The organism is Streptococcus sp. NM (assembly GCF_003390135.1).
In the GTDB taxonomy this organism is placed as follows: Bacteria; Bacillota; Bacilli; order Lactobacillales; family Streptococcaceae; genus Streptococcus.
On the sequence record NZ_QUOS01000001.1, the window covers coordinates 436,214 to 453,052 of the forward strand.

Genomic DNA, 16,839 nt, shown 5'->3' on the forward strand with positions numbered 1-16,839 from the left:
AGTGCATTGGGGTTACTGAATTTATTTAAGCGTGAAGTACCAGAGGTTGGTTTTGAGTTTGAGGATCTTGAGCGGATGTTTGGAAATCTGCAACTCAAAAGCTTAGCGATTGATAAGTCAGCCGAGTTCATCGCTCGGATTTTTGCTAAGTCAGCATTTAAGTATCAAGAAAATGGCAAGGTTAAGTCTTCTGATTGGGACTACTTGCTAAATGTAAGGCCTAACAAGAACGAATCTGCATCAGATTTTTGGCAAAAGGTCGTCTATCGGTTGATCACTAATAATGAGGTCCTAATCTTTCTTACAACTGATGACCAGTTGCTTGTTGCTGACTCTTATACACGGACTAAATATGCTGTTTATGATGATGTGTTTGAGTATGTGACTTGTAGAGGTTTCACCTTTGAGAAGCGGTTTCGGATGAGTGAAGTCATTTTCTTACAGTACAACAATAATCGACTGCAAGATTATATCTCTGACTTATTTGCTGATTACGAGAAGTTGCATACTCGTTTGGTCGAGGCCTTGGCTAGGAATAATCAAATCAGAGGAACTCTGAAAACCAAAAACAATGGGAGTTTTGATAAGCAGATGCGTGATAAACTCCAATCATATGCTGATGGTCTTTTTAAATCATTTAGCACCAAGACGATTGCCATTGTTCCAGCTCAGGATGGAATGGAATATTCCGAGCATACGAATACAACAGGAACTTCAAATATTTCTGTTGATGAGTTGAAGAAACTTCGTCGGCAATTTGATGATGAGGTCGCTGACGTCTTAGGGATTCCAACAGCTTTAAGTCATGGCGACATGGCCAATCTGGAAAATAGCCAAAAAATGTTTAATAGTTATTGCTATCAATCACTCGTTAAGAAAATGAGTGATGGGCTTAATTTCGCTTTAGTGTCAAGACGGCAATACGAGCGTAATAATCTATTTTTAATCATCGGCGAAGGTCAGAAAGATAAGTTTGCACTTGCTGAAAACATTGATAAGCTTATTTCTTCTGGGGCGATGACTCGAAACGAGGTGCGCTCTGAACTTGGCTTAGAATCTGTCCCTGGTGGCGATAAATTCCTCATCACCAAAAACTATCAACTTGGTGAACAGTTAGAGAAAGGAGGTAAGAAAGAAGATGAAAGTAATTCCGATTAAGGGTACGATTATTTCTAACGATGATCGCTGGATTTATGACTGGCTTGAGTGGGAAGCTACCGCTCCAAAAGATGTCGTCCTCCCTGAAAGTGGTGAACCGATTGAGGTTCATATCAATTCGGGCGGTGGAGATGTTTATGCTGGTAGTGAAATCTATACTGCTCTACGATCGTATCCAGGTGATGTGACCGTGAAAATTGTCGGTATTGCAGCAAGCGCAGCAAGCGTGATTGCAATGGCAGGAGATACGGTTGAAATCAGTCCGACTGCCCAAATCATGATCCACAATGTTTCAACGCAAGTAAATGGAGACCATAATACTTTGCTTCATGAAGCTGGGGTACTAGAAGGGTTTAACAAATCTATTGCTAGTGCCTATGTTCATAAGACTGGTAAGGCTCTTGATGACTTGCTTGGATTGATGAATAAGACTACTTGGTTTGATGCTGAATCAGCTTTGAACCATGGATTTGTAGACAAGATTATGTTTACAAACGAAGTTGCTCCGACTCTAGTAGCGAGTGAAACTCCTATGATTCCAAGTGATTTTATCGAGAAAATGAGGTCAGCAATGACACCGGATATTGATAAAATCGCAGAACTGGTGGCTAATAAGCTAGAAGCTAGACAAATTGAAAAAGAGGCTTTCGAAAATAGCGAATTTCTACAGAAGAAATTCAATTTTCCAGAAAGTCCAGAAAATAACACAGACACGGCTGTTCCTAAAGGGTTCGGTCTTTTTATGTTTTAAGAAAGGAAAAACAGAATGACAATGCAATTATCTAACCAATTTGAAAAACAACGTCAGGCATTTTTGGATGCTGTTGCAAATGGTGCACCTCAAGAAGAACAAGCGAAACTATACAACGAAATGCTTGAGTCTATGAGCAATGAAATGATGGCTCAAGCTCGTAACGCTGCTCGTGAAGAAGTTTCTGCCTTGAATCCATACGATGCCAAGTTGACTGCTGAAGCTCGTGAGTTCTTCAATAACATTGAAAAAACTGCTCCTAAAGGAGTTGAAAAGCTCATCCCACAAGAAATCATTGATCGTATCTTTGAAGATCTGGTACAAGCTCGCCCACTCCTTCAACATATCGGCCTTAAAAATGCTGGTATTCGCTTGAAATTCCTCAAATCAGAGCAAACTGGACAAGCTGTTTGGGGAAAAATCAATGGAGAAATCCAAGGACAACTTAAACAACAATTCAACGAAGAAGAAGCAATCCAACACAAATTGACTGCTTTTGTTGTAATTCCAAAAGATGCCGAAAAATTTGGACCAGCTTGGTTGGCAAAATTCATCTCTGTTCAAATCACAGAAGCATTTGCAGTTGCCCTTGAAGCGGCTTTCTTGAATGGCGATGGGGATAATAAACCTATCGGGCTTTCTCGTACTCTTACAGGAACTGTTTCTGGAGATCAGACAACTTATGCTGAAAAAGAAGCGCAAGCTACTAAGTTGACTTTTGCTGACTCAGCTACCGTAGTCAAAGAATTGACAAAGGTTTACAAACATCACTCTGTTAAAGCAGACGGAAAAACTCCAGTTGCAGTAGAAGGTAACCTTGTAATGGTTGTTAATACAGCCGACGCTTGGGATGTGAAGAAACAATACACTTCATTGAACGCTCAAGCTGTTTATATCACAGCTATGCCATTCAACCTTATCTTGGTTGAATCTGTGGCGCAGACTGCTGGTAAAGTCACTACATTTGTCAAAGGTCGTTATGATGCCTTTGTCGGTGGCGGTATTTCATTCGGTCGCTACACAGAAACCTATGCTTTGGAAGATTTGAACCTCTACACTGCTAAGCAATTTGCTTATGGTAAGGCTCACGATGAAAAGACTGCAGCAGTCTGGACTCTACAACTTCCTCAAGCCTAATCTAGGAGTTGAACCATGACTCCAGAAGAACAACTTCATCCACTCCTTAAATCTTTCAAGGAGCGGATGAGGATTTTTCATACTGGAGAGGATAACAACCTCTCTAAAATGTTGGAAAGTTCTGAGTCAGCCATCCTCAGTCTGGTCGGTAGTAAGGACTCTGCTGATCCACGAGTGAGAGAGCTTATTTTAGAACGTGCTCGATATGTCTACAATGACCAAGTTGAATTTTTCTACGGAAACTTTCAAGGAGATTTGATGGCATTATCACTAGAAAATTACAAACTGGAGGAAAAACATGATTAAGGTTTTAAAAGGCTTTTACGACCTCAAAGAAGGAGTCTTTCGTTCTGTTGGTCAAGAATTTGAAGCGTCAAAAGAGCGATTCAATGAAATCAACGAAGCATTGCCTGGCTTTGTTGAATGGTCAGAAAAACAACCAGAAGTAACAATGTCTGATGTTTCATCATACTAATCGCCCTAGCTATCGTTACAAAAAGCCAGAGGCTCAAAACGGAGACCTGAGAACCCCCTTGACTTTCTATACTTCTAAAGTCGAGGAGGGGCTTCATGGTCGTGATGTGAGTCATGAGAAGGCTTTTTACACAATGGGGCAAGTTTACTCTCCTAGTTTCAAAGACATTGAAATCGCAACTGGCAAGTCAATGAAAGCTAAGATGACTCTGAAAATTCGTGATCCTTTGTCTGATTATCAGCCGAAGAATGAGCATTTTGTAAAAGTTGGCGACAACCGTCTCAGTGGTGAAAAATGGCAAATTATCGATGTTCGTCCTGATTTTGATAATCGGGATTTTTTGATAGTCGTTATTGGTGGTGGTCAAGATGTCTAGTGGTGCAGAATTGAAAGGCTTTGACGATGTTTTGAGAAATATCGAGGTACACCTTGGTAATAACAAGGTCAAACGTGCTACGAGTCGAGCTTTAAAAGCAGTCGCAAACGAGACTCTAGAAGAGTTCAAAGGTGCTCTGCAGGTCTATAAAGATACTGGAGAAACCATTGAAAGTGCTACCGCTGGACGTGTGACGGGTCTTGCTAGTGGTGTTCCTGTTGTGAAAATCGGTTTTGGTGAGGGTTCTCGCTGGCGTTTGGTTCACTTGAATGAGTTTGGATATGGTAAGAATCCGCATCCAAAGGGGTTCGGTGTCATCAGACAATTTTCAGAGGCTCATGCTAAAACATACAAATACAGAATCGCTAGTCATTTGAAGACGGAGGGGTTTTAGATGGTTAAAGATAAGTTTGATGAACTCTATGAGGCTTTGAAAAAAGATGAGACTTTAGCTGGAATCAGTATCAAATCTTTTAATCGTCCGGACTCGCTACCAAGCAATGAGACAAGCATCGTCATTAGACCTGTTGGTCCGCCGATGCAGGCGGTTCATGGTAGTAATACGAGTCTGGCTAAGACATTTCTCTATCAGGTCAATGTAGAGTCTATTGACTATACGGAGTGCAAAGTACTCCAAAGAAAAATTGAAAAGATTATGGAAGACCAAGGATTTTATCAAACTGTTGGTGGTTTGGATGAATGGATTCCAGAAATCAAACGCTATGTGGATGCTCGAACCTATAAAGGCCAGAGTGCTCTATATGAAGAATACTAAATTAAAGAAAGAGGTGCTATAAATGGCATTGGTTGGTTTTAAACGTATGACAATTCGTGTGTTGGATGGAAATGCTAATCCGACACTTGGAGAAAACCTTTTTGTAATTGAAGGTCAAACCGGTAAAGGTGCGACTCGTACCGCTAAAATTTCAGGTCTTGCAAGTGATCCAGTAAAAACATATGGTAGTGATGTCGCTTATCACGTATCAAACCGTGGTGTTGGCGATGTGAAGATGGAACTAACTGCGGTTGATATTCCTTCAACAGTACTCGCTAAAATCCTAGGACATCAAGTCAAAGATGAAATTATTGGTATTGGCGCTGATACAGTTGCTCCATACTGCGCTGTTATGCTTGAGTCTCAGACTGCAAATGGGACTCAGGCACAAGTCGGATTCTTCAAAGGACAATTCTCAATGGACGCTGAAGAACTTGAAACGCTTAAAGATAAGCAAGAAGAACTTCCAGATGACAGCTTGAGTTTCGCTGCTATTGCAAGTGATGACACTGAAACAAATGGTCTTTACTATGTGAAATACATTGGTAAAGATGATGCTAAGCTCAAAAAATTCAAAGGGCAACTTAAAATGGTTGCTGCAGGGTAGGAAGAGGGCGCAAGCTCTCTTTTTATCTTTTTTCTAGAAAGGAAAGTATATGGCTAAGGTTAAATTTTTAATTAAAAATGAGAAAGGTCAAGATGTTCAAAAGACAAGTAAGGAAATTACTACTAAGGACTATCGTGACTACCTGATTCTCAATGAAGCACTATCTTCTGACTTGTCCGAAGTTGAAAAGCTAGACAAGCAATTGGAATTTATCGCCTCATTGTTTGAAGATTTGGAAGTGGAAGAACTTTTGAAATTCACGGATATGGCAGATATTTTTGCGGTATTTGCAGATATCTACTCTCATCTGGTGGGTGATGTTGACCCAAAGGAGAAAAAATAAAGCCAAGTGAAGCACTGAAACGGTTTTATGGATTTGTTAAGCAAGCTACTGAGGGTCCATATGGCATGAGTATCCGTGATGTCATGGATACTAGCTGGGAGGACCTGATGGGCGTTCTCGGTGAAACCGAATCCGCTAAAGCTGAGGAAGTCATGGATCTTGCTGACTTTCTAGAAATGATTTAAAAAGGAGGATTTGAATGGCAGGTGGAACGCCGTTAGGTCAAATGTATATCGAGCTAGGGCTGGACGTGTCGAAGTTCAATCCTACTCTAAATGGTGCTAAGAATGCGGTTAAATACTTTCAAAGCAATGTAAAGGCGCTAGACAGCTCCCTTAAAAACAATGGGAAAAACACAGACTTGCTTCAAGCTAAGTACAAGACACTTGGTCAAGCGATTGAAGCGCAAAAAAGTGTTTTGGACCAGATGAAGAAAAGCTTTGACGCTCTCGAACCTGGTACGGCTAAATTTGACAAGGCCGCTGCTGAGATTGAGCGTGAGAATGCTAAGTTAGCAGCAATGGAAGATCAACTTCATCGTGTTAAAGAAGCTTTGATTGCAGTTGGTAAAGAAAATAGCTTTGCTAACCGCATTAATAAATACGGGGACGACCTTATCAAAAGTGGTAAAAAAATAAAAACTTTTGGTGAAGAAGTTTCAAAAACCGGGAGAGAATTAACTACAGGGCTAACTGCCCCCTTAGTTGCAAGTGTAGGTTTTATCACAAAAGCAGCTGTTGACTATGAATCTGCTTTTGCAGGTGTGAAGAAGACAGTTGATGAAACTGCAACGGTCTCCTATAAAAACTTATCTGATGGTATTCGTCAGATGGCCAAAGAATTGCCAGCTAGTGCAGTTGAAATTGCAAATGTCGCTGAAGTTGCTGGTCAGTTAGGTATCAAGGCAGAGGATATCCTTACATTCTCTCGAACGATGATTGACATGGGAGAATCAACGAACTTAAGTGCGGAAGATGCTGCAAGCTCTATCGCTAAGATTGCGAACATCCTCGGATTGACATCAGACGAATACAAACGATTTGGGTCGTCTGTTGTTGACTTGGGTAACAACTTTGCTACTACCGAGCGTGACATCGTTGAGATGACCAACCGTTTGGCGGCTGGTGGTAAGCTGGCTGGTCTAACTGCTCCAGATATCCTTGGTCTTGCTACTGCGATGAGTTCGGTTGGTATTGAGGCTGAGGCTGGTGGTACCGCAATGACTCAAACTTTGACGGCTATTGGTAATGCTGTTTCATTGACAGGTAAGGGCGCAGCAGATGACTTGAACCTCATTGCCAAAACTGCTGGAATGACCTCAGAGGAATTTCAACAGGCTTGGAAAGAGAAACCGGTCGTTGCTTTGCAATCATTTATCAAAGGGCTCAAGGACGCACAAGAAAAAGGCGTAAACATGAACGCTATCTTGGCACAGCTTGGAATGACGGGTATCCGACAGAGTAATATGTTGAAATCCTTAGCTCTAGCATCTGATAAAATGGGCGATGCTGTTGATCGTTCAAATAAGGCCTGGAAAGAGAATACTGCTCTGACCAATGAAGCCAATAAACGATACGAAACCACAGAATCACAATTGAAGATGTTTAAGAACCAGGTAACTGATTTGGCGATTGAGTTTGGAGGGCCGCTTTTAAAGGCTCTACGAGACGGTCTAAAGGCTGGTAAACCTTGGATTGACACGCTGGCTACAATGGCTAAACACTTCAGTTCTATGTCTGAAGAAGAACAAAGAAACGTTCTCATGTGGGTGGCATTGACTGCTAGCGCTGGACCGGCTTTAACACTTTTTGGCAAAGGCATTGGAATTATTGGAAGTTTGACAAAAGGGATTGGGTGGCTTACTAAAGGAACTAGTAAAGCAGTAGGTGGCATCTCCTTAATGCACAAAACTTTTCAGGCCTTTAGAACGACTAGAAACCTGTCCTCTGCCTTTAAATTGGCATCTGGTGGAGCTGTAGCGCTTGGTAATGCGACTGCATCTGCTTCGACATCTACTGGGCTCTTGACAACTGCAATGGGTGGTCTCGCAAATCCATTAGGCTTAATAGTTGGTAGTCTTGCTATTGCGACTGCTGCTGCTGTTTATTTTGGCAACGAGAAAGACAAGGCTCGCATCAAGACTGAAGAGTTTGGTTCTCAGTTGAGCGATACTGCTCGTGGAGAATTGCGAAGTTTTCAAAAAACGATTGATGAAACCAGTACAGCTATTGCAAATTTCGGTACTCATGCCGGAGATGCTGAAAAGGTCTCTGGAGCCTTTAAAAAACTCTATGAAGAAATCGCTACTGCTGCCGATAAGACCAACAAACGAATGGAAGAGTTGGGGGCTAAGTGGGGTCTTAGTGAGGACGATATTGCAAAAGCCAAGGAAAGAAATGGCCAAGTAGTATCTAACACTGAGGCTATGATGAATCAAATTAATGAGATTTATCAGCGACACAATGGTGATGCGAGCAAGTTCTCTCAAGAGGAGAAAGAAATCATCCTGAACAATCAGAATGAGATGATTAAGGCCAAACTCTCGATGATGAGTTTGTCGGAAGAACAACAGACGGCAGCACAACAAGCTTTAAATGGTAAAATCAGCTCACTCAACGAAACACAGTTAAAACATACTAGAGATGTTTTGAAACAAGCGCTTGATGAGGAAAAGAAACTCTACGAGAACTCAAAGAGCGAGTGGAAAGAGTTGCTTGATGGTAAAGCTATTGATCAAGAAACCTACAATAAAAAAATTCAGGAACTTGAAACGAAACACCAACAAACGATGGAAGCTTTAGGAAGTAAGTATTACCAAGTCATGCAAAATCTTGATGCTAAGGTAAAAGCTCGAACTGGCCAAAGTTGGAACTACTGGGAAGAAGCCAAGAAAGCTCTGGAAGAATACGGTCTGCCCTATGAAGAAATAGGGAAGAAAGCTGCTGAAGCTTCTCAAAAGGTAGGTAATTCACACAGTATCCTTGCTAACTATACTAGTGAGATGAGCAAGGAAGTGAAAGAGGCTAATGATGCTTGGTCGTTGCTTGTCGGTAACATTGATAAGAACGGAAATTTCCAAGTCAAGTCTAATGTAAAAGAAGTCATCGGAGAGGCTGCCAAATCTGCTGAAGGTTGGGAACAATTGCAGTTTATCGCTAAAACTGCGGATATCAACTCAAATGCTCGTGTGACTATTGCTGAGGCTCTTGTCGAATCTGGTAAATGGAAAGACATGACTCTCGAAGAGAAACAAGTGATTGTCAAGAACCAAGCTGGGCTACAAGCTATCTTTGATAGTGAAACTCATCTTAAAACATGGAACAGCATGCCAGCGGAAGTCAAAGAGCTTCTCATGAAGAATACAGACATCATGAACAAGGCGGAGGAAGCCTCAAAGGCTCTGTCTAACTATGAAGCTCTGAAACCAAAACAGAAGGAGTTGCTGGCCAATGATGAAAGTGTCCGAAAAGCAGTCGCTCGCTCAACTGATACTTTGACAACCTGGAATGCAACGACTCCATTTACAAAAGATTTGAAGGCCGATCCTACGAATGTTTTGAACAATGGCCAGTTATCTATCGATAAGATTACAGCTTGGAATTTTGCATCTGCCGAGACTAAATCTTTAAATGCAGTAGATAATACAAGTGCTGCTGTCGGAAGTGCTCAAGCAAGTGTAAACTCTCCGAAACAAATAGCACCTATCAATTTGTTTGCGACTGATCAGACTTCTGGTGTACGAAACGAGACAAGCAGTGCTATCAATGCTATTAAGCAATATAATCCAGTGGATATTCTTGCTAAGAATAGCACTTCTGGTACTGTTAGCGAGGTACAAAGTGGTGTTAATAGTATTCAGGACAAAACGGTTACAATCAGTGCACGAGATAATGCGTCAGGCGTTCTTTCAGGTATTAAGGGGTGGATTGATAGTGTTACTGGTAATTTCTTTACCAATATCTTTGCGAGCAAGCATGCCCGCGGTACCAACTATCACCCTGGTGGTCTTGCTATCGTCAACGACCAAAGAAATAGCAACTACAAGGAAATGGTTACTCTTCCAAATGGTCAGAGTTTCATCCCACAAGGTCGGGATGTCCTACTCCCTCTTCCAAAAGGTTCTAAGGTCTTGCGAGCGGATAAGACAAGAAGATTGATGCGTGAGATGGGTGTTCCAAAATATGCTTCTGGTATCGGGATCCCGAGCGACGCGAAATTCCTCCGTGAAATGGAAGAAGCGCAACGTAATATCACAATTCAGACTACTAGCGTCCAAAATGGGCAAAATATAGAAAAAATCGTGTCTGAGATGACGATTCTGAGAGCAAGTTTAGAAAAATTGCTTACTGCTATCCTTAATAAGGACACAAACGCTTATCTGGATAGCTCAAAAGTTACGGATATTGTTACTAAAACTCAGAAAGAGCGTGAGAAAATGCTACTAAGAATGAAAGGGGTAATTGAATGAGCGAAGTGACTATGCGTTTTAATAAAACAGAGTTACGAGATTTTATTGAAATCCATGACATCCAACGAGATATCGGTAATAATCGCTCTATCTCTATCGACCATGCTCCAAGAATTGGCGTGAATATCCAGCAACAAACGATTGATGCAAAATATATCAAGGTAGACTTCTCCATCTGGTCCAAAGACAGAAATACCCTCAAGCACAAGCTTGCGGGTATTTTTAATGTTGATAGTCCTAAAGAGTTGACCTTTTCAGATGAGCCAGACAAGTATTATCTGGCCATGGTAATTGATGATATCTCTATGCAAGAGGCAAGTGGGAGACGTTCAAACGGGTCTATTAAGTTCATCATCCCTGATGGCGTGGCTCATAGTTCAGCCTATAAGCGATTCGATAGTGATAAAAACGCAACTAGGGAAGCAGGAAAAATGGTGTTTGATCTCATAAATAATGGCACAGAGAGTGCATTTCCAATCGTTAAAGTCAAACACAATGCTGAGAATGGATATATCGGTCTAGTTAATCAAAATGGCACCTTAGAAATTGGGAACCGTGAAGAAGCCGATACAGAACCATCGCAAAAATCAGAAATCTTACTTGATTTTAGAGGTGAAAAAATCACAAATGGACTGGCTATCGCAGCAAAGAACCAAGCCATCACAAATGACCGGACAGAGTATATTGTCGGGACAGCTGAGATGATTAATCTTTGGGAACGTCCACACGTTAGATTGAAAGATTTACGAGGTGAGACTAAATTACACAACTATGCTACTAGCTTGACCTGGTCAATTCCCAATGATAGCACAGGTAGTACTGGCTCCCTGCATGATTATTTTTGGTGGAGACAAGTTTTTTGGTCCGAAGCTAATAATCAATATGGTTTCATCAAAGTAACAGTATCAGATGAAACAGGTCAATTTTTGTATGGTGTTGAGACCTTTAAACGGTCGCTAGGTTCTGAATGTGAGTTCAATTTTTTAGCTGGCGATGGTCAAGGTGGATATAGGATTCTAAAGCGATGGAATTTTGATGGAACAACAACTGGAGATATCAATCCTTTTAATGTAGCAAAAGGGTGGTCAGATTTAAAACGGAATGATGGCAAGATACAAGTTTTTTATCAGGGGTCATACTCTACTTTTATTATTCCAGAAATTGAGGGTAAAAAGTCCGCAAAAATTCACATTACAATTGGAGCGTACAGAGACAATCCAATTGTCTCTCACATGTATCTTGATGAATTGTACTACCGAAAAGATTTTGTCCCAACAACGAATGACATCCCCAATCGTTTTCCAATCGGCTCGAATGTTCTAATCAATAGCGAGGATGACACGGTCTATATCGATGACATAGCAAAAGCTAATGAGATTGTCGATGGGTCACAATGGTTGTCTATTCCTCCAGGAAAATCAAAATTAGAGCTGTACTTTTCTAGCTTCATTAAAAAACATCCGACTGTAACAATTGAATTCGAAGAAAGGTGGCTATAATGCTTTTAACGATTCACGATGCAAACTTGCAAAAGGTTGCTTTTGTTGATAATAGTAAGCAGAATACGCTTAATTATTATAACGATACATGGTCAAGAGACATGCCAACAGGGGCCTCAACTTTTGAGTTTACAGTCTTTAAAAAAGCAATTCAATCAGACACAGCTTCATCAAAGGCCTACCAGCATCTAAACGAACGTGCTTGGGTGTCGTTCCGACACAATGGACGTACCTATCTCTTTAATGTGATGTCGGTGGAAGAGAACGAGCAGACAATCAAATGCTATTGTGAGAATCTCAATCTTGAATTGATTAATGAGTTAGTAAACCCGTACAAAGCCACGAGAGCGATGACTTTTGCAGAATATTGCACAGAGATGGATTTACTAAATTATGCTCATCTCACTATTGGAATTAACGAGATTTCAGACCAGCAACGCATCATTGAGTGGACGACGCAAGAAACAAAACTTGCTCGCTTGCTTAATCTTGCAAAACAATTCAATGCTGAGATTGAATTTGATACACAATTAAAAGCAGATAGCACGATTAAGAAATTTACTGTAAACATATATCACGAAAACGATGATACACACCAAGGAGTTGGTCGCATCAGGAATGATGTGGTTTTAAAATACGGTAAAAATATTAGTTCTATCACCCGAAAAGTGGATAAAACGGGTATTTTCAATACAATTCGACCAACCGGTAAAATGCCGACCGTGGAAGTAGAAGAAAGTGGAGAACGTCATCTATCTAGTCAGAGAGTTAAAAATGCGGATGGTTCGACAACTGAAACGATCATTCGCACAGCATCCGACGGGACAAAGAGTAAGACTATTGTCCACACGAAAGTCACAAAATTGGCTGATAAAACACGCATTACAACGACCACAACAACTCGTTCAGATGGATCTATCGAACAAACTGTGACGACCAGTAAGAAAGGCGGACCATCTAATACTGAGAAACGAATCATAAAACCTCCTAAGAAAAAAGAGAAAGAAACCGAACCTGAAAAAGAGGTTCTGACTATTGAAAACTTGGGCGATTGGTCTATCAAAAACGAGAGGGGAGAATTAGAGTTTTACCAAAGAGGGCAACAACTGTACGCACCTTTATCTATGCAACTCTATCCCTCAACTTTTACTTCAGCAACAGCTGAGGATCAGTGGACAAGACGAGACTTCGACTTTGACACGGATGAGCCAAATGAATTGAGACGGCTTGCTTACCTAAAATTAAAGCAACATTGCTACCCAGCCATCACCTATGAAGTAGATGGCTTTGTGGATGTAGAAATCGGGGACACAATCCAGATTTATGATGATGGATTTAGTCCAGCTTTAATAATAAAAGCACGGGTCTCTGAGCAGAAAATTAGCTTTACGAATCCATCAAGCAACAAAACTACCTTTTCTAATTTCAAGGCACTTGAAAACAAGTTATCGGATGGCATTCAAGCAGCTTTCGAGCGACTTTTTGAGGCGTCAAAACCCTACACAATCAAACTTTCTACTGATAACGGTATAGCCTTTAAAAATGGCCAAGGCCAGACCATTGTGACCCCTACCTTAATGCGAGGGAACAAGGTCATCCACAGCGGATGGCGTTGGGTGGTGGATGGTGTAATCAAAGCTACAAGCTCTAGTTACATTGTCCGAGCCTCTGACATCAATCAAAAGATGGTTTTGACGGTGTCAGCATGGGTGGATAACAAAGAGGTAGCCACTGAGCAGTTGACTCTCATTAATACATCGGATGGGCTACAAGGTCCGAAAGGAGACACTGGACCACAGGGAGCAATAGGTCCGAAAGGAGACCGAGGGGAGAAAGGTGAGCGTGGAGAACGTGGCTTACAAGGACTCCAAGGCTTGCAAGGTGCCAAAGGTGACCAAGGTATTCCAGGAACTAAAGGAGCTGATGGACGTACACAGTACACTCATATAGCTTATGCTGATACTATCTCAGGTAGTGGATTTAGCCAGACTAACGCTGACAAGACCTATATAGGAGTCTATGTTGATTTCAACTCAACAGACAGCGTCAATCCTGCCGACTATCGCTGGACGAGATGGAGAGGTTCAGATGGCTTAAATGGTAAGGACGGCCCTCAAGGTATTCCAGGTAAGCCTGGAGCAGATGGACGGACTCCATACTTTCACCGAGCCTGGGCTAACTCCGCTGATGGTCGTACTGATTTTAGCACCTCTGATAGTACTAACAAGCGCTATTTAGGTACGCTAACGGATTTCACTGAGGCAGATAGTCAGGATCCTGGAAGTTATAAGTGGACAGCTTTATTTGGGACGACAGAGCAATCAGGTAACATTTTACTTGACTCAAATACTGGATGGAGAAATAAACATCAGCAAGACTTCGTCTTGGCTGAACCCTTAAAATCTGGTAAGCAGTACACTTTAAGCGCTAAATGGTGGAGGAGTGATAACAGTACACTTATTTTTGGAATTCGTGAAAATTCTAGCGATAATTGGCAGTGGATAAAGCTATCATATAGCTTTGAGTTGGATGTTTGGAGCGCTACTTTTACATCCAAGAAAAACCTTAACGCTGGAGACGTTGTATCATTCTTCACTGCAGAACTCGAAGGGATTGGTAATGCTGATTGGGCCGTTTTAACAGTTGGAGCTATACCAATGACGAGCTGGCAACCTCACTGGTCAGAGACTCAAAAACAACTAGACTCTAAAGCCGACCAAGGTCTAACTCAAGAACAGCTGAATGCCCTCAATGAAAAGACTGGAGTTATTCAAGCTGAGTTAGAGGCCAAGGCTAGCGCTGATACGCTTGATAACTGGATAAAGGCTTATCAGGATTTTGTCAAGACAAACGAGGAGGCAAGAGCTCAAGCTGAAACAGATTTAATTTCAGCTAGTCAGCGTGTGTCTGAAATCGCCAAAGACTTGGGAGAATTGTCTGACCGCTGGAATTTCATTGATAGCTATATGAGCTCATCAAATGAGGGGTTGGTTATTGGTAAGAATGACGGCTCATCCAGTATGTTATTCAGTCCGAGTGGACGGATTTCAATGTTTTCAGCAGGGATTGAGGTTATGTATATTTCTCAAGGTGTTATACACATTGAAAATGGTATCTTTTCTAAAACCGTTCAAATTGGACGGTATCGAGAGGAACAGTATCATCTTAATCCAGATATGAATGTGATTAGATATGTAGGAGGTGCATGATGGCTGAATTTTGGTCAAATAATGATAGGAGCTATTATCTCAGACTGTGGGTAGACCAGGTTTCTCAAAATATATCTGACAATAGCAGTCAAGTGAGGGTAAGACTTGCTCTGACAAACGGTGCTCATACATTCTCAGATTATGACTGTACTGCCTCTGTAACTATCGATGGTCAGACTTTGAGCTGGTCAGGTCGCCCATCAATGCTGAGTCAAAATAGCTCAATTATGCTGATTGATAGAACAGTAACAATCAGACATGAGAATGATGGTAAAAAAACGTTTAGCTTATCCGCTACATTCAGTGGAGGTGGTGGATGGTCGCCTGGAACATTAACGCTCAGCAGTAACTCATTCACTTTGACTACTATCCCACGCTCAAGCTCTGTTAGGGTAGGTGCTGGTGTCATTGGTAGTACAATCACTATCAACATCAACCGTCAAAATCCGAGCTTCAAGCACACGGTTCGCTATTCCTGGGCTGGCAAGTCAGGAACGATTGCAAGCAATGTAGACACATCCACTAGCTGGACAATCCCTATTGACTTTGCCAACGATATCCCAAACTCTGCTAGTGGTACAGGTACTATCTTTGTCGATACCTATTCAGGCTCTACCAAGACAGGCACACAGTCAACCACATTCACGGCAAGCGTGCCAGCTAATGTCAAGCCTAATTTTACAGGGATATCATTGTCAGACTTGAATGGTTCTGCTCAGAACCTTATCCCTAAAGCTGATACGTTCATTCAGGTCATCTCTAACATCAAGGTAGGGTTTAATGGTGCAGTTGGTTCCTACGGCTCATCCATCACTGGATACTATGCTGAAATTGTTGGTAAAAACCAGTCTACGAGTTCAAATGGTGGTAGTCTTGGTATTATGAACTACCACGGCACAATCAAAATCAGAGCAAGAGTATCTGATAGCCGTGGGCGTTGGTCTGATACTAGAGAGGTATCTGTCACAGTGCTTGAGTATTTTGCTCCTGCTCTTAGCTTTAGCATAGCCAGAACAGGCTCAACCTCTAGCACATTGACGGTCACTAGAAACGCCAAAGTAGCCCCTCTGACTGTATCAGGAAGTCAAAAGAACACAATGACTTTGACTTTCAAGGTTGCAAGACTAGGAACTAATGCTTTTACAGTTGACAATGGTCAAGCGACTGGTACCTGGTCAAGTATTTCAAGTCTAGTCAATTCACGGGCTAATCTTTCAGGGAATTATCTAGCTAATCAGTCATGGGTTGTCATTGGTATCCTTGAGGACAAATTCACTCGTACTGAGTTCATGGTCAATGTAGCAACAGAAAGCGTGGTTTTCTCTTATGACCGCTCAGGGGTTGGTATCAACAAAATCAGGGAGCAAGGCGCTCTTGATGTCAAGGGCAACATCTACGCAGACAACAAACCCATACAGCAATATCAGCTGACTGATAACAATGGAGGTCTAGGTAGAGGTAGTGCTCAATGGAATGATGTTTGGAATAAGCAAGGCACGGAGTTCGGGTGGAGGTCTGGTAAATACGATGACAATCCAACAGGTAGAAATGGCGACTGGGGTCTGTATCAAAATTTTTGGCTTGATAGTTGGAAAGGCGTCCAATTTTTCACAGGGTTAAGCTCAAATAGGTTTTTCTTTAGGACTTACAACAATAATAGTAGATGGAGTCCATCTCAATGGAAAGAGATTGCTACTGTTCAAGAAACAGTCAAGAGGAAAATTGAGCTAGGTTGGTTTATCAACGGTAACGTAACAAGAAATGGCAATCTTGTCACGATTTCAACCGAAAGAAAAATCGCAGACATTGCCACAATTTCAGACTATCGAGAAGTCAAAGAAACAATACCAGCTGGATTTAGACCAGCTCAAGAGGTTAACTTGGTTTTACAAGGATTGTCTGACTCAACAGTAACAGGTACGGCTATTTTGCACCTTGCATCAGATGGGAAAATCCGTCTGACAAGTAAAGCGCCAGGAAACAAATATTGGACAGGTACAATAACTTATATTACAAATGACCCTTACCCATAACTTAAAAA

Annotated in this window: 14 protein-coding genes; all 14 read left to right on the forward strand. The window is 41.5% G+C overall.

Going from position 1 to position 16,839, the window contains the following annotated elements; genetic code table 11:
• Positions 1 to 6 precede the first annotated feature (6 nt).
• The 14 genes from DXN33_RS02340 to DXN33_RS02400 all read left to right on the forward strand — a co-directional run bounded on the left by DXN33_RS02340 (position 7) and on the right by DXN33_RS02400 (position 16,831).
• A complete protein-coding gene (locus tag DXN33_RS02340) occupies positions 7 to 1,158 on the forward strand; it encodes a phage portal protein (RefSeq protein WP_115904235.1) in 1,152 nt (383 codons plus the stop codon).
• Positions 1,139 to 1,909 (forward strand): head maturation protease, ClpP-related, encoded by a 771-nt coding sequence (locus DXN33_RS02345; protein ID WP_070478239.1) that lies wholly within the window; start codon positions 1,139 to 1,141, stop codon positions 1,907 to 1,909. The genes DXN33_RS02340 and DXN33_RS02345 overlap by 20 nt, the downstream gene beginning before the upstream one ends.
• A gap of 15 nt (positions 1,910 to 1,924) precedes the next feature.
• Complete coding sequence (locus DXN33_RS02350) at positions 1,925 to 3,046, forward strand: phage major capsid protein (RefSeq protein ID WP_115904236.1); 1,122 nt, start codon at positions 1,925 to 1,927, stop codon at positions 3,044 to 3,046.
• Positions 3,047 to 3,061: 15 nt separating this feature from the next.
• Positions 3,062 to 3,352: a hypothetical protein gene (locus DXN33_RS02355; protein ID WP_033585804.1), complete on the forward strand. Its 291-nt coding sequence runs from the start codon at positions 3,062 to 3,064 to the stop codon at positions 3,350 to 3,352.
• A complete protein-coding gene (locus DXN33_RS09655; RefSeq protein WP_181897272.1) occupies positions 3,345 to 3,521 on the forward strand; it encodes a hypothetical protein in 177 nt (58 codons plus the stop codon). Before DXN33_RS02355 ends, DXN33_RS09655 begins: the two co-directional genes overlap by 8 nt.
• Positions 3,505 to 3,897, forward strand: a complete 393-nt coding sequence (locus DXN33_RS02360; RefSeq protein WP_070478234.1) for a phage head-tail adapter protein — start codon at positions 3,505 to 3,507, stop codon at positions 3,895 to 3,897. The genes DXN33_RS09655 and DXN33_RS02360 overlap by 17 nt, the downstream gene beginning before the upstream one ends.
• On the forward strand, positions 3,890 to 4,291 hold the full coding sequence (locus tag DXN33_RS02365; protein WP_115904237.1) for a hypothetical protein: 402 nt from the start codon (positions 3,890 to 3,892) through the stop codon (positions 4,289 to 4,291). The genes DXN33_RS02360 and DXN33_RS02365 overlap by 8 nt, the downstream gene beginning before the upstream one ends.
• A complete protein-coding gene (locus tag DXN33_RS02370) occupies positions 4,292 to 4,672 on the forward strand; it encodes a hypothetical protein (RefSeq protein ID WP_115904238.1) in 381 nt (126 codons plus the stop codon).
• A 22-nt stretch (positions 4,673 to 4,694) separates the two neighbouring features.
• Positions 4,695 to 5,279, forward strand: a complete 585-nt coding sequence (locus DXN33_RS02375) for a major tail protein (protein WP_036756735.1) — start codon at positions 4,695 to 4,697, stop codon at positions 5,277 to 5,279.
• 49 nt (positions 5,280 to 5,328) lie between these two features.
• The gene (gpG, locus tag DXN33_RS02380) at positions 5,329 to 5,622 is read left to right on the forward strand and encodes a phage tail assembly chaperone G (protein WP_115904239.1); all 294 of its coding nucleotides are present in this window, start codon (positions 5,329 to 5,331) and stop codon (positions 5,620 to 5,622) included.
• A gap of 199 nt (positions 5,623 to 5,821) precedes the next feature.
• Positions 5,822 to 10,090, forward strand: a complete 4,269-nt coding sequence (locus DXN33_RS02385) for a phage tail tape measure protein (protein WP_115904240.1) — start codon at positions 5,822 to 5,824, stop codon at positions 10,088 to 10,090.
• The gene (locus tag DXN33_RS02390) at positions 10,087 to 11,589 is read left to right on the forward strand and encodes a distal tail protein Dit (protein ID WP_115904241.1); all 1,503 of its coding nucleotides are present in this window, start codon (positions 10,087 to 10,089) and stop codon (positions 11,587 to 11,589) included. Before DXN33_RS02385 ends, DXN33_RS02390 begins: the two co-directional genes overlap by 4 nt.
• Positions 11,589 to 14,798 carry a phage tail protein gene (locus tag DXN33_RS02395; protein ID WP_115904242.1) on the forward strand — a complete coding sequence of 1,070 codons (3,210 nt, stop codon included), beginning with the start codon at positions 11,589 to 11,591 and terminating at the stop codon, positions 14,796 to 14,798. The genes DXN33_RS02390 and DXN33_RS02395 overlap by 1 nt, the downstream gene beginning before the upstream one ends.
• Positions 14,798 to 16,831: a DUF859 domain-containing protein gene (locus DXN33_RS02400; protein ID WP_115904243.1), complete on the forward strand. Its 2,034-nt coding sequence runs from the start codon at positions 14,798 to 14,800 to the stop codon at positions 16,829 to 16,831. The genes DXN33_RS02395 and DXN33_RS02400 overlap by 1 nt, the downstream gene beginning before the upstream one ends.
• Positions 16,832 to 16,839 lie beyond the last annotated feature (8 nt).